The organism is Marinobacter sp. F4206, assembly GCF_019392195.1.
Taxonomy (GTDB): Bacteria; Pseudomonadota; Gammaproteobacteria; order Pseudomonadales; family Oleiphilaceae; genus Marinobacter.
Genome location: NZ_JAHXKI010000002.1, coordinates 1,880,035 through 1,896,608, shown reverse-complemented (window position 1 = coordinate 1,896,608; position 16,574 = coordinate 1,880,035). Strand labels below are relative to the sequence as shown.

The 16,574-nt window shown below is 60.5% G+C and carries 16 protein-coding genes; 8 read left to right on the top strand and 8 right to left on the bottom strand.

What is annotated here, in order from left to right; genetic code table 11:
* Positions 1-47: 47 nt before the first annotated feature.
* Complete coding sequence (locus KZO34_RS11030; protein WP_219476398.1) at positions 48-1,154, bottom strand: GGDEF domain-containing protein; 1,107 nt, start codon at positions 1,152-1,154, stop codon at positions 48-50.
* Positions 1,155-1,258: 104 nt separating this feature from the next.
* Positions 1,259-2,074, bottom strand: a complete 816-nt coding sequence (locus tag KZO34_RS11025; protein ID WP_219476397.1) for an SDR family NAD(P)-dependent oxidoreductase — start codon at positions 2,072-2,074, stop codon at positions 1,259-1,261.
* A 199-nt stretch (positions 2,075-2,273) separates the two neighbouring features.
* On the opposite strand from KZO34_RS11025, the gene KZO34_RS11020 reads away from it, so the two are divergent.
* Positions 2,274-2,732, top strand: a complete 459-nt coding sequence (locus KZO34_RS11020; RefSeq protein ID WP_219476396.1) for an NfeD family protein — start codon at positions 2,274-2,276, stop codon at positions 2,730-2,732.
* A 2-nt stretch (positions 2,733-2,734) separates the two neighbouring features.
* Positions 2,735-3,769, top strand: coding sequence for an SPFH domain-containing protein (locus KZO34_RS11015; RefSeq protein ID WP_219476395.1), 1,035 nt, complete (start codon positions 2,735-2,737; stop codon positions 3,767-3,769).
* Between the two features lie 25 nt (positions 3,770-3,794).
* On the opposite strand, the gene yfbR is transcribed toward KZO34_RS11015, so the two are convergent.
* Positions 3,795-4,388, bottom strand: a complete 594-nt coding sequence (yfbR, locus tag KZO34_RS11010) for a 5'-deoxynucleotidase (RefSeq protein ID WP_219476394.1) — start codon at positions 4,386-4,388, stop codon at positions 3,795-3,797.
* A 106-nt stretch (positions 4,389-4,494) separates the two neighbouring features.
* Here yfbR and KZO34_RS11005 point away from each other — a divergent pair, with 106 nt between their 5' ends.
* A complete protein-coding gene (locus KZO34_RS11005) occupies positions 4,495-5,319 on the top strand; it encodes a substrate-binding periplasmic protein (protein ID WP_308318801.1) in 825 nt (274 codons plus the stop codon).
* Here the strand turns inward: KZO34_RS11005 and KZO34_RS11000 are convergent.
* Both KZO34_RS11000 and KZO34_RS10995 read right to left on the bottom strand, forming a co-directional pair.
* Positions 5,316-8,141, bottom strand: coding sequence for a DUF748 domain-containing protein (locus tag KZO34_RS11000; RefSeq protein WP_308318800.1), 2,826 nt, complete (start codon positions 8,139-8,141; stop codon positions 5,316-5,318). The genes KZO34_RS11005 and KZO34_RS11000 overlap by 4 nt on opposite strands.
* 84 nt (positions 8,142-8,225) lie before the next feature.
* Positions 8,226-9,512, bottom strand: a complete 1,287-nt coding sequence (locus KZO34_RS10995; RefSeq protein WP_219476393.1) for an MHYT domain-containing protein — start codon at positions 9,510-9,512, stop codon at positions 8,226-8,228.
* Between the two features lie 224 nt (positions 9,513-9,736).
* Between KZO34_RS10995 and pdxH the strand changes: the two genes are divergently transcribed.
* The 5 genes from pdxH to KZO34_RS10970 are packed head-to-tail and all read left to right on the top strand — an operon-like array spanning position 9,737 to position 12,523.
* Entirely contained in the window at positions 9,737-10,372 is a 636-nt protein-coding gene (gene pdxH / locus KZO34_RS10990) for a pyridoxamine 5'-phosphate oxidase (protein ID WP_219476390.1), read from the top strand.
* The gene (locus tag KZO34_RS10985) at positions 10,341-11,123 is read left to right on the top strand and encodes a 4'-phosphopantetheinyl transferase family protein (RefSeq protein WP_219476388.1); all 783 of its coding nucleotides are present in this window, start codon (positions 10,341-10,343) and stop codon (positions 11,121-11,123) included. The genes pdxH and KZO34_RS10985 overlap by 32 nt, the downstream gene beginning before the upstream one ends.
* 3 nt (positions 11,124-11,126) lie before the next feature.
* Complete coding sequence (locus KZO34_RS10980; protein WP_219476387.1) at positions 11,127-11,708, top strand: DNA-3-methyladenine glycosylase I; 582 nt, start codon at positions 11,127-11,129, stop codon at positions 11,706-11,708.
* A 57-nt stretch (positions 11,709-11,765) separates the two neighbouring features.
* A complete protein-coding gene (locus tag KZO34_RS10975; protein WP_219476386.1) occupies positions 11,766-12,071 on the top strand; it encodes a DUF6482 family protein in 306 nt (101 codons plus the stop codon).
* Entirely contained in the window at positions 12,068-12,523 is a 456-nt protein-coding gene (locus tag KZO34_RS10970; RefSeq protein WP_219476385.1) for a DUF3429 domain-containing protein, read from the top strand. The genes KZO34_RS10975 and KZO34_RS10970 overlap by 4 nt, the downstream gene beginning before the upstream one ends.
* Before the next feature lie 5 nt (positions 12,524-12,528).
* Here KZO34_RS10970 and KZO34_RS10965 read toward each other — a convergent pair whose 3' ends face one another.
* The 3 genes from KZO34_RS10965 to ectB form a co-directional block, all read right to left on the bottom strand.
* Positions 12,529-13,527: a sigma-70 family RNA polymerase sigma factor gene (locus KZO34_RS10965; RefSeq protein WP_219476384.1), complete on the bottom strand. Its 999-nt coding sequence runs from the start codon at positions 13,525-13,527 to the stop codon at positions 12,529-12,531.
* Positions 13,528-13,783: 256 nt separating this feature from the next.
* Positions 13,784-15,235 (bottom strand): aspartate kinase, encoded by a 1,452-nt coding sequence (locus KZO34_RS10960; protein WP_219476383.1) that lies wholly within the window; start codon positions 15,233-15,235, stop codon positions 13,784-13,786.
* Positions 15,236-15,286: 51 nt separating this feature from the next.
* The gene (gene ectB, locus KZO34_RS10955) at positions 15,287-16,555 is read right to left on the bottom strand and encodes a diaminobutyrate--2-oxoglutarate transaminase (protein ID WP_219476382.1); all 1,269 of its coding nucleotides are present in this window, start codon (positions 16,553-16,555) and stop codon (positions 15,287-15,289) included.
* Positions 16,556-16,574 lie beyond the last annotated feature (19 nt).

Here is a 16,574-nt window from a genome sequence, read left to right as displayed (position 1 = left end):
GCTGGGGTTCCTTCTGGGGAATAGCTCATGCCCCAAGGGTACCGGATTTAACTGGCCCGACCAGACAATATTTCCCGTGGTCGCGCCGGTGCCGCCCCCTCGGGGCGCGCAACACGGTTGCGGCCAGCGCGTTTACCGGAATACAGTCCGCGATCGGCCATGCAGAACAGGGTCTGGGCATCCCGGCCATCGTCTGGCCACTGGGCAATACCGAAAGAAGCGGTCACCCGGATGTGGGCCTGGCCGTAGGTCAGGTCACGGTCGGCGATTCGTTGCCGTAACTCGTCCATCAATTCGAACGCCACCGCCGGTTTCACGTCCCTGAGAATCAGGCCAAACTCCTCGCCCCCCAGCCGCCCGACGGAATCCGTGGTCCGAAGGCGCTCTCTCAGGCGCTGCGCGATGTTTTTCAGTACGTGGTCGCCGGCATCGTGGCCCAGAGTGTCGTTAACCACCTTGAAGTGGTCGATATCCATGATCACCAGGGCAAATTCATTACCACTACGCGCGCTCTCGGCGATGGTGCGGTCAAGTGTACTCTGGAATTTACTCCGATTGGCCAGCCCCGTCAGGGCATCGGTCTCCGCCATGGCTACCAGGCGCTTCTCCGCTTCCTCCCGCAGGATTTCGTAGACGTGGATGAACGACAGCATAAGCACACCGCAAAGAACCATGTTCAGCAGGTCAATCATCACCCGGGGACTGCCAACATCGCCAAGGTGCAGATAATAGACCACACCACCCAGAAGCATGAACGGCACACTCAGGCGCATCCCCTCATGCTTGCCAAGCAGCAGGTACGCCAGCACCGGGATCATCAGGACCCAGACAAAGGCCGAAACGGACGCTTCCGGCAGCACCATAATGGCCAGGAAGAAGGAAAAGAGGGCAATCAGATAGGCGTAGATCCAGCTTTGAAGGTAACGTGTGGTGCGCAATCGCCACACACCGAAGAACAGAATCGCGCTGGCGGCCAGCTCTCCGGCACCCACCCACCAGAATCCGTTCAGGATCTGCAGGCAGGCAAAAATGACCAGTGCCGAACCGGTCACGGCAAACAGAAGTCGCATTATCGAGCGACGATGACTATCCCTGAGGCCAGAGCGACTCCGCTCCAGAGCCGCCCCCAGATCCGTATGGTTAGGCGTGTCCATGCTGACTCTTTCCCTGTATGAACACCAAGTATAGGACGTTTTGACTGTCTGTAAAATGTACAGCAGGCGCTTTCCATAGTGCCTGCCGCCGTTCCGGTCAGGCCTCAGATATACAGATTCTTGCGGGAGAAACGTTCCACCAGCGGCTGGTAGGCGGCCCCCAACAACCGGTTGATGGCCTCGATGCCCCAGGCATCCGGGCCGACCAGAATCCGGGATTCGTCCCTGAGAATACCTTTGACGATGGTTTCTGCCGCTTTTTCCGGTGTCGTCATCGCCAGCTTGTCAAAGCCCTTGCGCTGGGCGGCGGCGTTCTCGGATTTGCCCATGCGGGCGGCATTGGCGATATTGGTGCGGATTCCCCCCGGATGCACGCAGCTGATGGCAACCGGCTGATTCTCCAGCTTCATTTCCTGGCGCAACGCCTCGGTAAATCCGCGGACCGCAAACTTGGCGGCGTTGTACGCGCTCTGCTTGGGCACACCAATCAGGCCAAAGACGCTGGATATGTTCACCACATGGCCGTCACCAGAGTCGATCAGGTGCGGCAGAAAGGCCCGTGTGCCATGGGCCACGCCCCAGAAATCGATGTCCATGACCCACTTGAAATCTTCGTCGGTCATCTCGCGAACCGAAGCGGACAGGGCCACGCCAGCGTTGTTGACCACCAGATTGACCTGTCCGAAATCCTTCCTGACGGCGTCGGCGTGGGCGTAAATGGCGTCCCGGTCTGACACATCGAGGTGGTAGCTTTTCACCTCCGTGCCCTCAAGCAGGGCCACGGTTTCGGCCAGCCCCGCCTCATTGACATCGGATACCGCCAGACGGCAGCCGCGCTTTGCGAGTGACATTGCCAGCGCCCGACCAATACCGGAGCCAGCGCCGGTGACAACCGCAACCTTGTTGTTCAGATCTTTCATGGTCACACGACCCCTTGTTGTTGAATGTTTTGCAATGTAGACACTTTAGCAGCTGCTCAGACCCTGAATATGGCTGCAGTCGATATCTCAACCAGGCATTACGGCCACCCTAAGACGCGGCCGCCGGATTTGGGTACAATCGATTCCGCTGGCCGGCAACCGTCGCCAGACCACCACCCTGGAACAATGGAACTTGCATATGGAATGGAGCCTTACGCATTTCTGGCTGATCCTCGCCCTGGTCCTGAGCCTGGCCGAACTTACCTCTGGCGTCCTGCTCTTGCTGGCCCTGGGTGTGGCGGCCGCACTGACCTCACTGCTGGCGTTCTTTGGTGCGTCCTTCGAGTGGCAACTGGTTGGCATGGGCATTTTTTCCGGTGTTCTGGTTCCGGTCGCAATACGCTGGATCCGGCCCCGTTTCTCCCCACGGGGAGTCGCCTACGGCACCACGGGCACCGGCGTTGAGCACGGGCGGTGCTACCGTACCCTCAAGCGCGATTTTGACGGCGCCTGCGGCATCAAGGTGAACGGAGATTTCTATCGGCTGAGGGTCGAGAGCACCGGCACCACTGAGCTTCCGGAAGGCACCGAGGTTAGCTTCAAGCAGTTTGACGGCACCACTGCCGTCGTCGAAACGAACACTCATACGGAGCAGTAAACATGGAATCGTTCATCACACCGGGGCTGGTTCTCAGTCTCGTCTTTGTTGTTATCGGCATCTTCATCATCGCCAAGGGTCTGGTTATCGTTCGCCAGTCCGAGGTCATGGTCATCGAGCGGCTGGGGTCCTTCAACCGGGTCCTGGAAAGCGGCGTCAACATCATCATTCCGTTCATCGAGCGGCCCCGACCGATCACCATGATTCGCTACGTGCGCATGGGCGAGGACTACCACCCGGTCACCAGTGACGAGACCCGCATCGATCGCCGTGAAACCGTCATGGATTTCCCCGGCCAGCCGGTGGTGACCACCGACAACGTGACCGTGAAGATCAACGGCGCTCTGTATTACCAGATCATCGATCCGCGTCGCGCGGTGTACGAGGTCGCCAACATGAGCCAGGCGGTGGAAGTCCTGGCCAAGACCACCCTGCGTTCCGTGGTGGGCAAGATGGAACTGGACAAGCTGTTTGAATCCCGCAGCGAGGTTAACAACGCCATCCAGGCCGAGATGGAAGAGCCGGCGTCAAAGTGGGGTGTGAAGCTGACGCGGGTAGAGGTTCAGGACATCAGCATGCCGGAAGAGGTCGAGGAGGCCATGCGCCTGCAGATGGCCGCCGAGCGTAAGCGCCGGGCCACGGTCACCGAGGCCGAGGGTGAGAAATCCGCCGCCATCGCCATGGCCCAGGGCCAGCGTGAATCCGCCATCCTCAACGCCCAGGGCGACAAGGAATCGGCCATTCTCCGGGCGCAGGGTGAGCAGGAGTCCATTCGCCTGGTTCTCAGCGCCATGGGCGACTCCGAAGACAACAAACAGACCGTTATCGGTTACCTGCTGGGCCAGAGCTACATCAAGGTCCTGCCGACCATGGCGAAGGACGGTGAACGGGTCTTTGTGCCCTACGAATCGTCGGCGCTGCTCGGCTCCATGGGCATGTTCCGGGAACTGGCCGGCAGCCCCGAAGATGCGGTCCGCCAAGCCCTGCGCCGTGATGGCCTGAAGGGTGGCCTGGTCGGCTCCGCCGCCGACGCCTGAGCCCAACCGACAGCCTGCCCGAGTATCACTCCAGCAGGTTATCCAGGGGCTGTTCATAACTGGGCGCAAAGACGCTCATGAAGTAGGCCACCTCCCGCAGCCCGTCCTCGTCCAGGCGGGCCCGGATCTGTCTCGCCGCCGGTTCAAACTCCTTGTTACCGGCGCGAATTTCCGCCTGGCATTTGAGCCAGGCGGACAGACGGTCCGCCGCCTTGATCAGCTCCCTGTCCTCCGCCGGCAGTCTCGATTCCCGCACATAGGGTGAAAAATCGTCCCGCAGGTCCTCCGGCAACAAAGCCAGCAATTCGGCCTCGGCCTTGTGCTCGATATCCCCAAAGACTTCCCGCATTACTTTAGAGTGATACTTCACCGGCGTTGGCATGTCCCCGGTGATCACCTCGGTGGCATCGTGATACAGGGCCGCCGCCGCGATCCGGTCGACATTGGCCTGACCACCAAAGTGCCGGTTGCGGATCAACGCCAGGGCGTGGGCCAGGGTGGCCACTTCCCACGAATGCGTCGCCACATTCTCTTCGATGGCGTTGCGCATCAGCCCCCAGCGTTTGATCCAGCGCAGGCGGGAGACATAGGCAAAGAAGGGACTAGCGGCATTGGCCATGGTTCGGGCTTCCATTTTGCAGAAGTTTTTAATCGAGTTGTTCAGTCGCACCGATTCCGGTGCTAATCTGAACGGGTATTCAGTTTTTACACATCCAGGATCCAGCGTGCCAGCGATTTATCGATCCACCAGAATACTGGCTTTGCTCACCGGCGCTCTCGCCTTGTGCTGGCTGCCTGCGGCGTTCCCGAAGACCGAGATCACCGTCGGCGCCTACTATTTCCCACCGGTTGCCGACATCAATCACAACCATGAACCCCAGGGGTTGCTGGGCGACCTGATTGACGGACTCGAAGCCGCCAACGACGACCTGGACATCCGGGTCTTCTATACCTCGCCCAAACGTCGCTACCTGGACTTCGAAGCAGGTCTCTACGACGTCATCTTCTTTGAAAGCGCCGACTGGGGCTGGTCCGACCGGGAGGTCACCATGAGCCGGCCCATCCTGACCGATGAAGAACTCTATGTGGCCCTGAAAAAGCCCGGCCGGGATCTGTCCTTTTTCGAAGACATCAGCCGCCATCACATTGTGGCGATGTCCGGTTACCACTATGGGTTTGCCGAGCTGGAAACCGATACTCAAGCCCTTCAGGCAAAGTTCAACATTGAGTTTTCCGACAGTCACAGCCGAAATCTTCAACTGATCAAAGCCGATCGACCGTCGATTGCGGAGGTGGCCATCATCAGCCGCTCCTATCTGCAGATGCACCTTTCGGAAAATCCCGAGGACTGGCGCAAATTGCTGATCTCCGACAAGCTTGACCAGAGTTACCAGTTACGGATTGTCGCCCGGAAAGACGGGCCGGTGACCGCCACCGACGTGCTTAACCTCATGGCGCCGCTGGTGGCCAACGGCTCCTACCGGTTGATGGTCGAAAAATGGGGCCTGCAAATGCCCCAGGGCTTCCTCACCGGCTTCGATCTTCCCTAGCGAACGTCCAGGGTAAACTGGACGGTCACCGCTCCGCTCTCATTCACGTTCGCGTCCCGGGATGGGTCCAGCATGAACAACTGGTCTGCCGGCACGTTGTGGGTATCCAGAAGGACCTTCCGGACGGCAACGCCCCGGGCCGACGCAAGGTTGTTCAGCGCCTCCGGCCGTAGTTTGCGCTCACCGGCCAGGTAGGCTTCCTCCGCCGCCTCCCATTCATCGTCGGACAACGATTTCTGGCCACCCGATGTCAGCTCCTCCCGCAACAGTGCGAGGCCATCGGCCTCGGGCGCGATGCCACCGCGAACGTTCAGCAGCAGCTCCGGACGCTCCAGCAGGCCATCAGCCAGGGCCGCAAGCTTGGCCGGCTCGCCCTCGGCCAGTGTGACGCTGCCGGGCTCGAAACTGACCTGTCCCAACTCTTCACTGCTGAGTCCCGCCATCTCGGCCATGGAACCCAGCATGCTGAACGGCGACGTTGCCGCTTTGGCCAACAGGTTGACGAATGCCCGCATGATCACCTGACTCAAGCGAAACTCCGGATCCGAGAGGTCGCCGCTGATGGGCACATCCACTTCAATCACGCCGTCCTGATCCCGGAGCAAAGCCAGCCCCAGCGCTACCGGCGCATCCACCGCCTCCTCACTGGCAACTGGCTGACCCAGTTCAAGGCGATCCAGGACCGCCAGGTTATTCGCGTCGATGCGGGTCCCGGAAATCTCATACGTGAGATCCAGATCCAGTTTTCCGCTGTCGACCTGGTAACCGATGTAGCGGCCAAAATAGGGCGAGAGTGCCGGCAACGACACATCGCTCATGATGAGTTCGAGGTCACTGACATCCGCGGTGCCGATAGCACCCAGAGTACCGCTGAACTCAACCGTTGCCACTTCGCCGACGCGTCCACTGATGGCCACCTTGCCCTGCTGGGGGGGAATGTTACTGAGGCCGGCCACCGATCCGTTCAGTTCGTCAAACGACGTGGTAAACACCGGGCTGATGCTCCGATCGGTGTAGGCGATCGAGCCCTGTTCGAGCATCAGTTGGCCAATCCGGAAAATGAATCCCGACTCCTGCTCTGAGGCACCATTGTCTGCAGACGGGTCGGCCTGGCCTGGCCCGCTGGAACCCGCAACACGTGATACGTTGAGGACGCTGTCAGTCCCTCGGATCACATTCACGGCGGGCTGGGTCAGGGTCACGGTGCCGATTTCAAGCCGGGCTGGATTCACGTTGTATTCGATCGGTGACAGGCGAAGTGACTGCCAGGACAACAGTCGGCCGTTTCCGTCCGCCAGGCGCAGCGCCAGTCCGGCGACTTCGGCGGTGCCGCTGAAAGTGCCAGTCAGAGGCTCCTGCTGGCCATCAAGGTCGAGGTTGCCATCAACACCCAGGACACCGTCGGCGATGGTCAGGTTGGCCCCTTCCTGCACGTAAGGCTCGAACGCGGCCAGCGCCACTCCGGTGCCTGAAATGCCGGCTTCAAGGGTGAAGGGATGCGGTGTCAGCTGGCCGTTGAACGACAATGTCCCGCCACTGGCAAGGGCGGCCTGGAGCTCATAGTTCACCGGCTCGTCAAGTCGGTGACTCTGGGCGCCGGTGGTCAGGGAGAGCTGTTCCAGGGTCAGATCCACCGGGGTGGCGGTTTGCCGGTCCTGCCACCGTATCCTGGCCTCGGACAGGTTAATGCCAGCCACAGACCACCGGAATGGCGGTGTTCCTGCCGAGGTCTGCTGCCCGGATGCCTCGTCAGCCGACGGCTCACCGTCATCGCCGGCCAAAGGTGCCAGCCAGTCAATATCGCCCGCCTCATTGCGGGCCAGCGCGAGTTCGAAGGCATCAACAGACACCTCGCCCACGCTGGCCTCCCTGGCACTGAGATCGAAGCCGATCTGGTCAACGCTGATGGTACCCGAAGTCAGGCGGGCCTCTTCACTGTCAGCATCGACAGCAACGGCCAGTTCCTCCAGCGACAGGGTACCGTTGCGGGTTGCAAGGAACAGCATGTCGCCGGCCTGGAGTTCATACTCCGATTGCAGGCTGATCCTGCCACCCCGCAAATCGTACGGCAGGTAGGGTGCAAGAAAATGTTCGAGGGTCTGGAAACCGATGCCGCTGACACGGAGGGAACCCCTGGAGTAAAGCGGCGCGACACTGAGCTCGCCCTGCCATTCGACGGTCTCGTCGCCGATGGCTGCCTGCAGTCTGTAGTTGCTGTCCTCACCATCCCGGGGCCAGGTCGCCAGGTCGTTCAGGTTCAGGTCCAGTGGGGTGATCTGGAACTGGGCCGCTTCGGCCTTGCTGAAATCCCGGAGCAGCAGCTCACCGCCATCAATGGCAATCCGGGTGAAGTAGAAACGGGGTGGGCCAGAGTCGTCGCCGGACGTCTCGCCGCCCGCACCCGGCTCCTCAGACGCGGGATTGTGGTTCTGCCAGTCCCGGATGAAATTGACGCTGTAATCGTCCAGCAAGTCCAGCCGGATAAAGGGTTCCTGCAGCTCTATGACCTCAAATCCGACAATCCCCCGAACCAACTGGAAAAAGTTCAGGTTCACAGCCAGACGGTCGAACGAGACCACGGGTTCGTCGTCACTGTCCTGTGCCGACAGGCCAACTGTCTCGACACTGAGTGCGAACGGATTGACCGAAATCCCGGAAACCTCGACCTGCCACCCCATGCGCTCATTAAGCTGCTCGGGCAAAGTCCGTTCCAGCCACCAGGGCAAGAGCAGGAAGCCTGCCATCCCATAGAGAACGACAAGTGCGAGCGAGGCTAATAGCAGGTTCTTCGCGAGGCGGTTCGGTTGACGGCTCTCGGCCACAGATCTCTCCTTGTAAAAGGCACAATCCCGGGGGCTTCTTCGCCCCCGCCTGTTCACAAGGATAGTCGGCCTTGACCCGTTTTGTCAGCTGCCGTTGAGCTGACCGGGCAGGGCCAGTTCCGGATCGGCCTTCATGTCGGCAAATTGCCCGATGTCGTTCAGGGCCCGGGGTTGCATGGCCGCCCGCACCAGTTTTCGGCTCGACGTGCCCGTGGTCGGGTACACGGACTGACCAGCACGCCAGGTAATGGCCATACCGGCGGTGGTAATTGACCCATCGATCTGTCGCAGGCGCTTGTACATGAACGCGTGGTCGGCACTCTCATAATCCGGCACCAGGGCCACAAAGGCACCGGCGGAATATCGGGCCAGGTACACGGTGTCAGACAGATCCGCCCGCAGGGTGTTACTGATCTCCCGGACTGCGTCTTCGAGTTCGCGATGCCCAAGCCGGTCCGAAAGCTCTCGGAAATTGGCAACATCAAGATAGATCAACGCAAACGGGTGCTCACGGGCATCGGGCCGGGCAAGGTGCTCCAGCAGCTCCTGCTCCAGCCCAGAGCGATTGGGTAACCCTGTTACAGAATCCACAAACGCCATTTGCTCGACCCAGCGGCTTTCCTCCGCCTTCTTGAGTTCAAACTCACGCCGGTCGCGCACGTCCATAATCGTGACCACCAGGGCGACCGCCAGAAGCACAACACAGGCCACAGCCAGAGGAATACCGATCCATTCGCCGCGCAGACCGTTATCCGCCGCAGGTACGGCACCCGGCGGGAATTGCAGGGCGATCATGCCGGTGTAGTGCATACCGCAAATTGCAGCGGCCATCACGAGAGCGGCCACGAACTGGATCATCAGGGCACGACCGCCCTCCAGTCCTTGCAGTTTGCGACACATCGCCAGCGCCGCCCCGGACGCGACCACGGCAATCGCCACCGACAGCACCAGGAAGCCGGTATTAACAATCGGGTCCGCAGACATGCGCATGGCGTACATGCCCAGGTAATGCATGACCACGACCCCCCCGGACATGGCCAGTGTGGCAGTGGCAAACAGGGCGGCACTGATCCGGGTCCGACCGATGATGCTCAGGGCCACGCCAGACGCCACAACGGCCGCAAGCCACGACACGAGGGTCATGACGGTGTCGAAGGACATGGGCGCTTCCATCGGCATGGCGCGCATGCCCACAAAGTGCATGGTCCACACCCCGGAGCCCATGACCAGCGCGCCGGTTATCAGCCAACGCCGGCGCTCACCGCCTTGGGCGGTGTTGAGTCGGGTTCCGAAATACAGCGCGGTGTAGGCCGCGAGCACGGCCACCACGTAGGACGCAATGACCAGGGATAAATCGTATTGTGCCAACATCGTCTCTTTCTCTCTTGGTTCAGGGCGACGTTCCGGACTGGACTCGCCGGGCCTTAATCCCCATAAATGTGGGAAGTGATACGGGGCGAAATGTGAACCAGGACTCATTCTTTTGTTTATTTATGTAATCAAAGCGGACATATACTGCCCCTGACAGCCGCCGCCGAACCCGTTATGCTCAGCGGTCGGAGTGATTTTGGCCTGTTGAAGACGAGGGAAGCTGTATGGACATCGGCGATATGCGTCGGGAGTTTGAGAGCGAAGGGCTGGACCGCGATGCCCTGGACGACAACCCGGTGCGCCAGTTCCAGCACTGGTTCGAGGATGCCCGTAATGCCGGCATTCTTGAGCCCAATGCCATGTCACTGGCAACTACCGGCCGGGACGGACTGCCCGACTTGCGAACCGTGCTGCTGAAATATTTCGATCAGAACGGCTTCGTGTTCTACACCAACTATGGGAGCCGCAAGGCCCGTGAAATTGAGGAAAATCCCCAGGCTGCGCTGCTGTTTCCCTGGATCGGGCTGAATCGGCAGGTCCGGATTCAGGGACCTGTGGAAAAGGTCAGCAAGGCGGAGTCCCTGCGCTACTTCGCGTCACGCCCCCGCGGCAGCCAGATCGGCGCCTGGGTATCAGAGCAGAGTCGGGCCATCACCTCCCGCGGCCTGCTGGAACAGAAGGTTGCCGAACTGAAGCGGAAGTTCAGCGATGGCGAGGTTCCCCTGCCCAGCTTCTGGGGCGGCTATCGGGTGGTGCCCGATCGAATCGAGTTCTGGCAGGGTCGACCAAGCCGGCTCCATGACCGTTTTGAATACGTGAGGGACGGCGATGGCTGGCTCATCCAGCGACTGCAACCCTGACCAGCGACAGCGACCGTTGATCTGGTTGTGCCGGGAAGGTCAGCGGGACACGCCCGGATTTCCCGACTGGCTCACGGATTACGAACGCCAGACGGCGGCGAAATTCAGCGGCCCGCGCAAGCGCGAGTATCTGTCCAGTCGCTGGCTGATCCGCCAGGCGATTGCAGGCGCAAGCGGGCAGGAGGCCGCCCGATGCAAACCGGTTAATGGCCGGCCAGTGGCCTCGGCGGCGCCGGTTGGCTGGCAGTTATCACTCAGCCATAGCCACGGGGTCTCTGCCTGTGCAATCAGCCCGGGCCACCGAATTGGTCTGGATATCGAGCCCTGCACCCGCCACCCCCACTGGCAACGTGTAGCCCGGCGCTGGTTCTCGCCGCAGGAACAGGCATGGCTGCTGGCCGAGGACAACCCGCAAACCTTTCTGACCGTCTGGACGCTGAAGGAGGCCTGGCTGAAAGCCACTGGCCGGGGCATCGCCGGTAACCTGCAAACCCTGGAAGTCGGTCCGGGCTTCGAACTCCAGGGCGACCAGTCCGAACCGGACTGGCGGGCAGACTGCTGGAACGTGGAAGGATTCCTGGTGACTCTGGTCTACCGCCAGACCGATCTGGCCCCACCGGCCCTCTGGCGACTCGAGTCTCCCCCCGACGACTTTGGTCTGGTGCAGGCGGAAGAGTCAAACGGCGCCGAACCCCCGATGTGGCGACGCCGCATTGCGCCCAAATCCGGTTATTCAGAGGAGCAGAACTGAGCGATGGCAGAATCCGAACGCTGTCCCTGGTGTGGCACCGATCCACTCTACGTTCACTATCACGACACGGTCTGGGGACGGCCCGAATACGATGACCTGGCCCTGTTCGAGAAGCTGTGCCTGGATGGCCAGCAGGCAGGCCTGAGCTGGATCACCATCCTGCGCAAGCAGGGCGGCTACCGCGAAGCCTACGACGGCTTCGATCCGGAGCGGATCGTCCGCTACGACGACGCCAAGATCAGCGAATTGCTCGCCAACCCCGGCATCATCCGTAACCGGCTGAAAGTTCAATCTATCATTAAAAATGCCCGGGGATACCTCGAGCTTCGCGAGCAAGGCGAGAGCTTCAGCGACTTTCTGTGGTCATTCGTCGACGGGCGCCCGATTCAGAACGCCTGGCAGCAGTTTGACGACGTTCCGGTCACGACCCCCGAGTCCGAAGCCATGTCCCGGGCGCTCAAGCGCGCCGGCTTCACCTTTGTCGGCCCGACCATCGTTTATGCCTTCATGCAGGCGACCGGCATGGTCAACGACCACCTGGTGCGATGCCCGCAGCATCAGAGGTGCCTGGCACTGGCCAACTGATCCCATTACGTACCGGAGTCGTAACACTGCCAATAACACCAACTCCGGAGCTTCACTGTGAGAATCACCCTGGAAGAACTGCGAAACAGCAAGGGTCCGGTCATCGAACTGCTGGAAATCATTTCCCTCGAGGGCCAACACTACATGGCCAGACTCACGCTGGACGGCCGTCTCCTGCTGTTGTCCGACAAGGATGGCGTCACCAGCCTGTTCCGAAGCGCCTGGCAGGTCCAGGACACCCTGGCGGGTTTTCAGATACGTGAGACCCAGGTCGTGCACCCCTCCGCCTACCATGAGATGGTGGGCATGGAGCCCGCCGACATTGAACCCATGCGGATAAGGGTACAGAGGGACAGGACGTGATCGCCGTCGCCCGACTGGCCATCCTTGTCGGCGTTGCCGGACTGGTGCCCTTCATCGCCGCAGTGGCAGTGCTCTTCCTGATGCCCCAGCACAGCGTTACCGCGGTCTCGTGGTTCTACCTGTACAGCGCCGGTATCCTGGCGTTCATGGCTGGTGTCTACTGGCCCATCGCCATGCAGCTCGACAACTGCTGTTACCCGCAATCGCCCCTGATCACGATGCTGTTAAGCCAGGTCTTTTTCATAACGGCGGGCATCGGCCTCTTGCTCCCGACCCCCAGCCAGATCGTCCTCTACACGATCGCCTACATTGGCCTGTACGTGGTGGACGCCCGCTGGATGAGAATCTACTGGCCGGACTGGTATCTGCGGCTGCGCCTGCTTCTGACCTTCGTGGTTCTGGTCTGCCAGGTGGCGGTCGGCGCCTGGTACTTCCTCTTCCATAGCGCCTGACCGGTTCAGGCGCCGAAGACATCCTCGAGACTGCTGAACCGGCTCTGCAACTTCTTGACCGCCATTTTTTCGATCTGCCGGACCCGTTCCCGACTGATGCCGAGATCGTCGGAGATGACCTGCAGGGTCTGGGGTTGGGGCAGACCCAGACCGTAGCGGCGGGAAAGGATGGCCTGCTCCCGGTCGGTCAGCTCCCCCAGCATCGCGCTGAGGGTCCGGTTGCGGTCCCGCTCCAACATCGGATGATCCGGCGTCAATTGTTCACCGGCTTCAAGGCTGTCACCCAGTGTTACCGAGCCATCATCGACCAGCGGTACATCCGTGGACACCTCGCGCACGGCCAGGGCACGCAGCTCCCCAATCCGGGACGGTGATGCTTCCATTTCCCGGGCCAGTTCCGCCTGGGACGGCGTCCGGCCCAGAATCTGGTGCATGCCCAGCGAGACCCGGTGCAACTGCCGGATCTCGTCAACCACGTTCTCCGGGGTATGCACGAGACGGGTGCCGCGCTGCAGGCAGCGCTTCACTTCTTCGCTGATCCACCAGTAAGCGTAGGTCGAAAACCGGAAACCCTTGCCAGGGTCGAACCGCTCGGCGGCCTTGATCAGACCGATATTGGCATCCTGAATGAGGTCCGACATCGGGATACCATGCTGGCTGTACCGGCGGGCAATGTGAACGGCCAGACGCAGATTGCTCTGAATCAGCTTGCGGCGACAGGCCGTCGCCAGATGAAAGGCCCGACGACACCGGCTTGAAAAGGCACAGGCATCCCCGAGGCTGCCGATCACCTCCCGAAAGGTCTGCGGCGTGTCCGCCGGCAATGCCAATTCGGTGCTGATGATGCGGTAGCAGCGCGTCAGCTTGCGGGAGAGGCGGCGTTCTGCCCCTTCGGTCAGGAGCTCATACCGGGACGCATCCCTGAAGTACAGCCCAACCAGGGAATCCCTTTCGCCATCGTTGGGCGTGGTCGGAGACGGTCCCAGCCTATCTGTTTTACGCATGGCTATGGTACCGGTCGGAAATTTACAGAGAATACGTTGATCAAGCGTCGATGGATTTACCACCGATGGGCTTCAGGGCAGCAGCTACGGAAGGGAAAATGGCAGGTCAGGAGCCGATACGGGGGAGGGATCGGAAAGTGCCCGACCTGAATAAAACCTGCCAACGCAGGCCGGTCAGCCGGGCACTCCGATCTGGAGGCAAGACACCCTCCATTACCCGCAGACGAAGCGACCGGTTCCGACTGCGGGCAATCCTTTACTCGATCGAGGCCGCGACGATGGCGTACTCGTGGTTGTGTGGTTCGATCAAGACACCATGGAGGGCGGCAATCGCCTTCTCGTAATGGTCCTCGTCGACCACAAACTGGATGTCCACCTGACGCATGCACTGGTGGATGGCCAGGACACTGATTTCATTTTCTGTCAGCGACTTCACGGAGCGGGCGAGGATGCCCGGGACCTTCATATCACTGCCAATGGCAGACACCAGAGACACCTTGCGCGTGCTGATCTCGGCGTTCGGGAATTCTTCCTTGAGCGCCTTAACCACCCGCTTGACGTGTTTGAGCGTGCTGCCCACGTAGTGGGTAATGGTGTTGGCGTTGGTGTCCTTGGCCATGAACCGGACCTTGAAGCGGCTCAGGGTATCCAGGATCTTGCGATCGGAACCCGGTTCGCCCTGCATGTCCTGGTCGAACACTTCGATGGCAAACACACCTTTGGCGCCGGCAATAATCTCCACCTGCGGCGTCTCGCTGATGTAGTCACCGGTAATCAGCGTACCCGTGTGTTCCGGCTCAAAGGTGTTCATCACCCGCAGCGGAATTTCGTTCTGGCGCATGCCCTTTCCGGCGCGGGGGTGGATGGCTTCCATCCCGAGGTTGGCCAACTGGTCTGCCACGTCGTAGTTGGTCCGCCCCAGCGGAACGACCTTGTCTGCGCCAACGATATTGGGGTCGGCAGAACTCAGGTGGTATTCCTTGTGAATGATGGCTTCACGGGCTTCGGTAATCACCGCCACCCGGCTGAAGGTCATTTCGCTGTAGCCCCGGTCGAAGGTGCGCATCAGGCCTTCCTTGCACTGGGCATAACCGGTCACAATCGGCAGCTCACGGGTCAGGTCGACCGCATCGAAAGCCTGCTTGAGCTTGTCATCGAGCGGCAGCAGTTCCGCATCACGCCAGCCGGTCAGGTCCACAAAGCGGGCATTGATGCCTTCCTGCTGCAGCTTGAGGGCGGTGTTGAACGCACTGTGGGCTTCACCGATACCGGCCAGCATCTCGCGCACCGTCAACAGGTGCTCTTCCAGCTGGAACTGGCCATAGGAGCACAGGCGCTGGAGATCAATCAGGCAGCCCCGGACCCCTTCGATGCGATCGGTGATGAACTGGTCGGCCTGCTGCTTGAGCATCGGGTCTTCGAACAGATCACCGTTGATGTCGGTGAGAAACTTCACCAGCTTGGTGAGGTCGTCACCCCAGGCCCAGTCGGATTCCGCATCGGCAAACAGGGCGTAGACACCCGGCTCGCCGGTTTTCTTGTGCTCCAACAGTTCGTTGGTGACACCGCCGTAGGCCGACACCACGAAAATACGCTGGTAGAGGTCGTCCTTGTCGCGATTACCAATGATGATGTTATCGCGGACGGCCTCATAGTTGCTCATTGAGGTACCGCCGATTTTTTCAACGGTATGTTGTTGAGTAGTCATAGGTTTGCCTTCGCTATCCTGCAGAATGAATGTGCGGAGCCATGAGGCGTCTCAGGACGCCTCGCTAACCCCTTCCTGCATGATCTCGTCAACGCTTTCACCCAGCAGCGCGGCACCCTTCTTCAGGTCGTCCTCACTGGTGGTAAGCGGCATCAGGCACTTGATGACCTCGTCGTTCGGACCACTGGTCTCGATGATCAGGCCACGCTCGAACGCGCGCTTGGTGATCGGACCGGTCAGATCGGCATTCTTGGCTTCGATACCGCGCATCAGACCACGACCCTTCATTCTGAACTGGCCGGGATACTTGTCGCAAATCGCCTGCAGGGCGTCGCCGAGTACCTTGGTCTTGGCCTTCACTTCGTTGGCGAAGGCGTCGTCTTTCCAGTAGGTCTCCACCGCGGTGCGCGCCGTGATGAACGCCATGTTGTTGCCGCGGAAGGTACCGTTGTGCTCGCCCGGATCCCAAACATCCAGTTCCGGCTTGAACAGCACCAGTGCCATCGGCAGGCCGTAGCCGCTCAGGGACTTGGACACGGTAACGATATCCGGCTTGATACCTGCGAACTCAAAGCTGAAGAACTCGCCGGTGCGGCCGTTGCCTGCCTGGATGTCATCCAGAATCAACAGGATGTCGTGCTTCTCGCACAGCTCGGACAGGCCCTTCAGCCATTCGGCGCGACAGGCGTTCAGACCGCCCTCGCCCTGCACGGCCTCCACGATCACCGCCGCCGGCAGTTCAAAACCGGACGAACCATCGCTCAGCAGCTTGTCCATGATGGCCAGGCTGTCCACATCGTCACCGAGGTAACCGTCGTAGAACATGAAGTCGACGTTGCCCAGCGGCGTACCGACACCACCCCGATGATGCTTGTTACCGGTGGCGGCCACGGCACCCATGGTCACACCGTGGAACCCGTTGGTGAAGGAGATGATGCCGTTACGACCTTTGACCTTGCGGGCCAGCTTGAGGGCGGCTTCGACGCAGTTGGTCCCGGTCGGGCCGGTGAACTGCATTTTATAGTCCAGGCCACGGGGATCCAGGATGTACTTCTTGTACGATTCCATGAAGTCGTGTTTGGCCGTGGTAAACATATCCAGCCCCTGACTTACGCCGTCGTCCTCGATGTACTGGAGCAGCGCTTTCTTCAGGGTGTCGTTGTTATGGCCATAGTTCAGGGAACCGGCACCGGCCAGAAAATCCAGGTATTCCTTGCCGTCTTCGGTGTACAGGTGCGCGTTCTTCGCACGGTTGAAAATCACCGGAAACGCACGGCTGTATACACGTACTTCAGATTCGGTTGACTTGAAAATTTCCATTGTCTTGCCTCTTAGCATG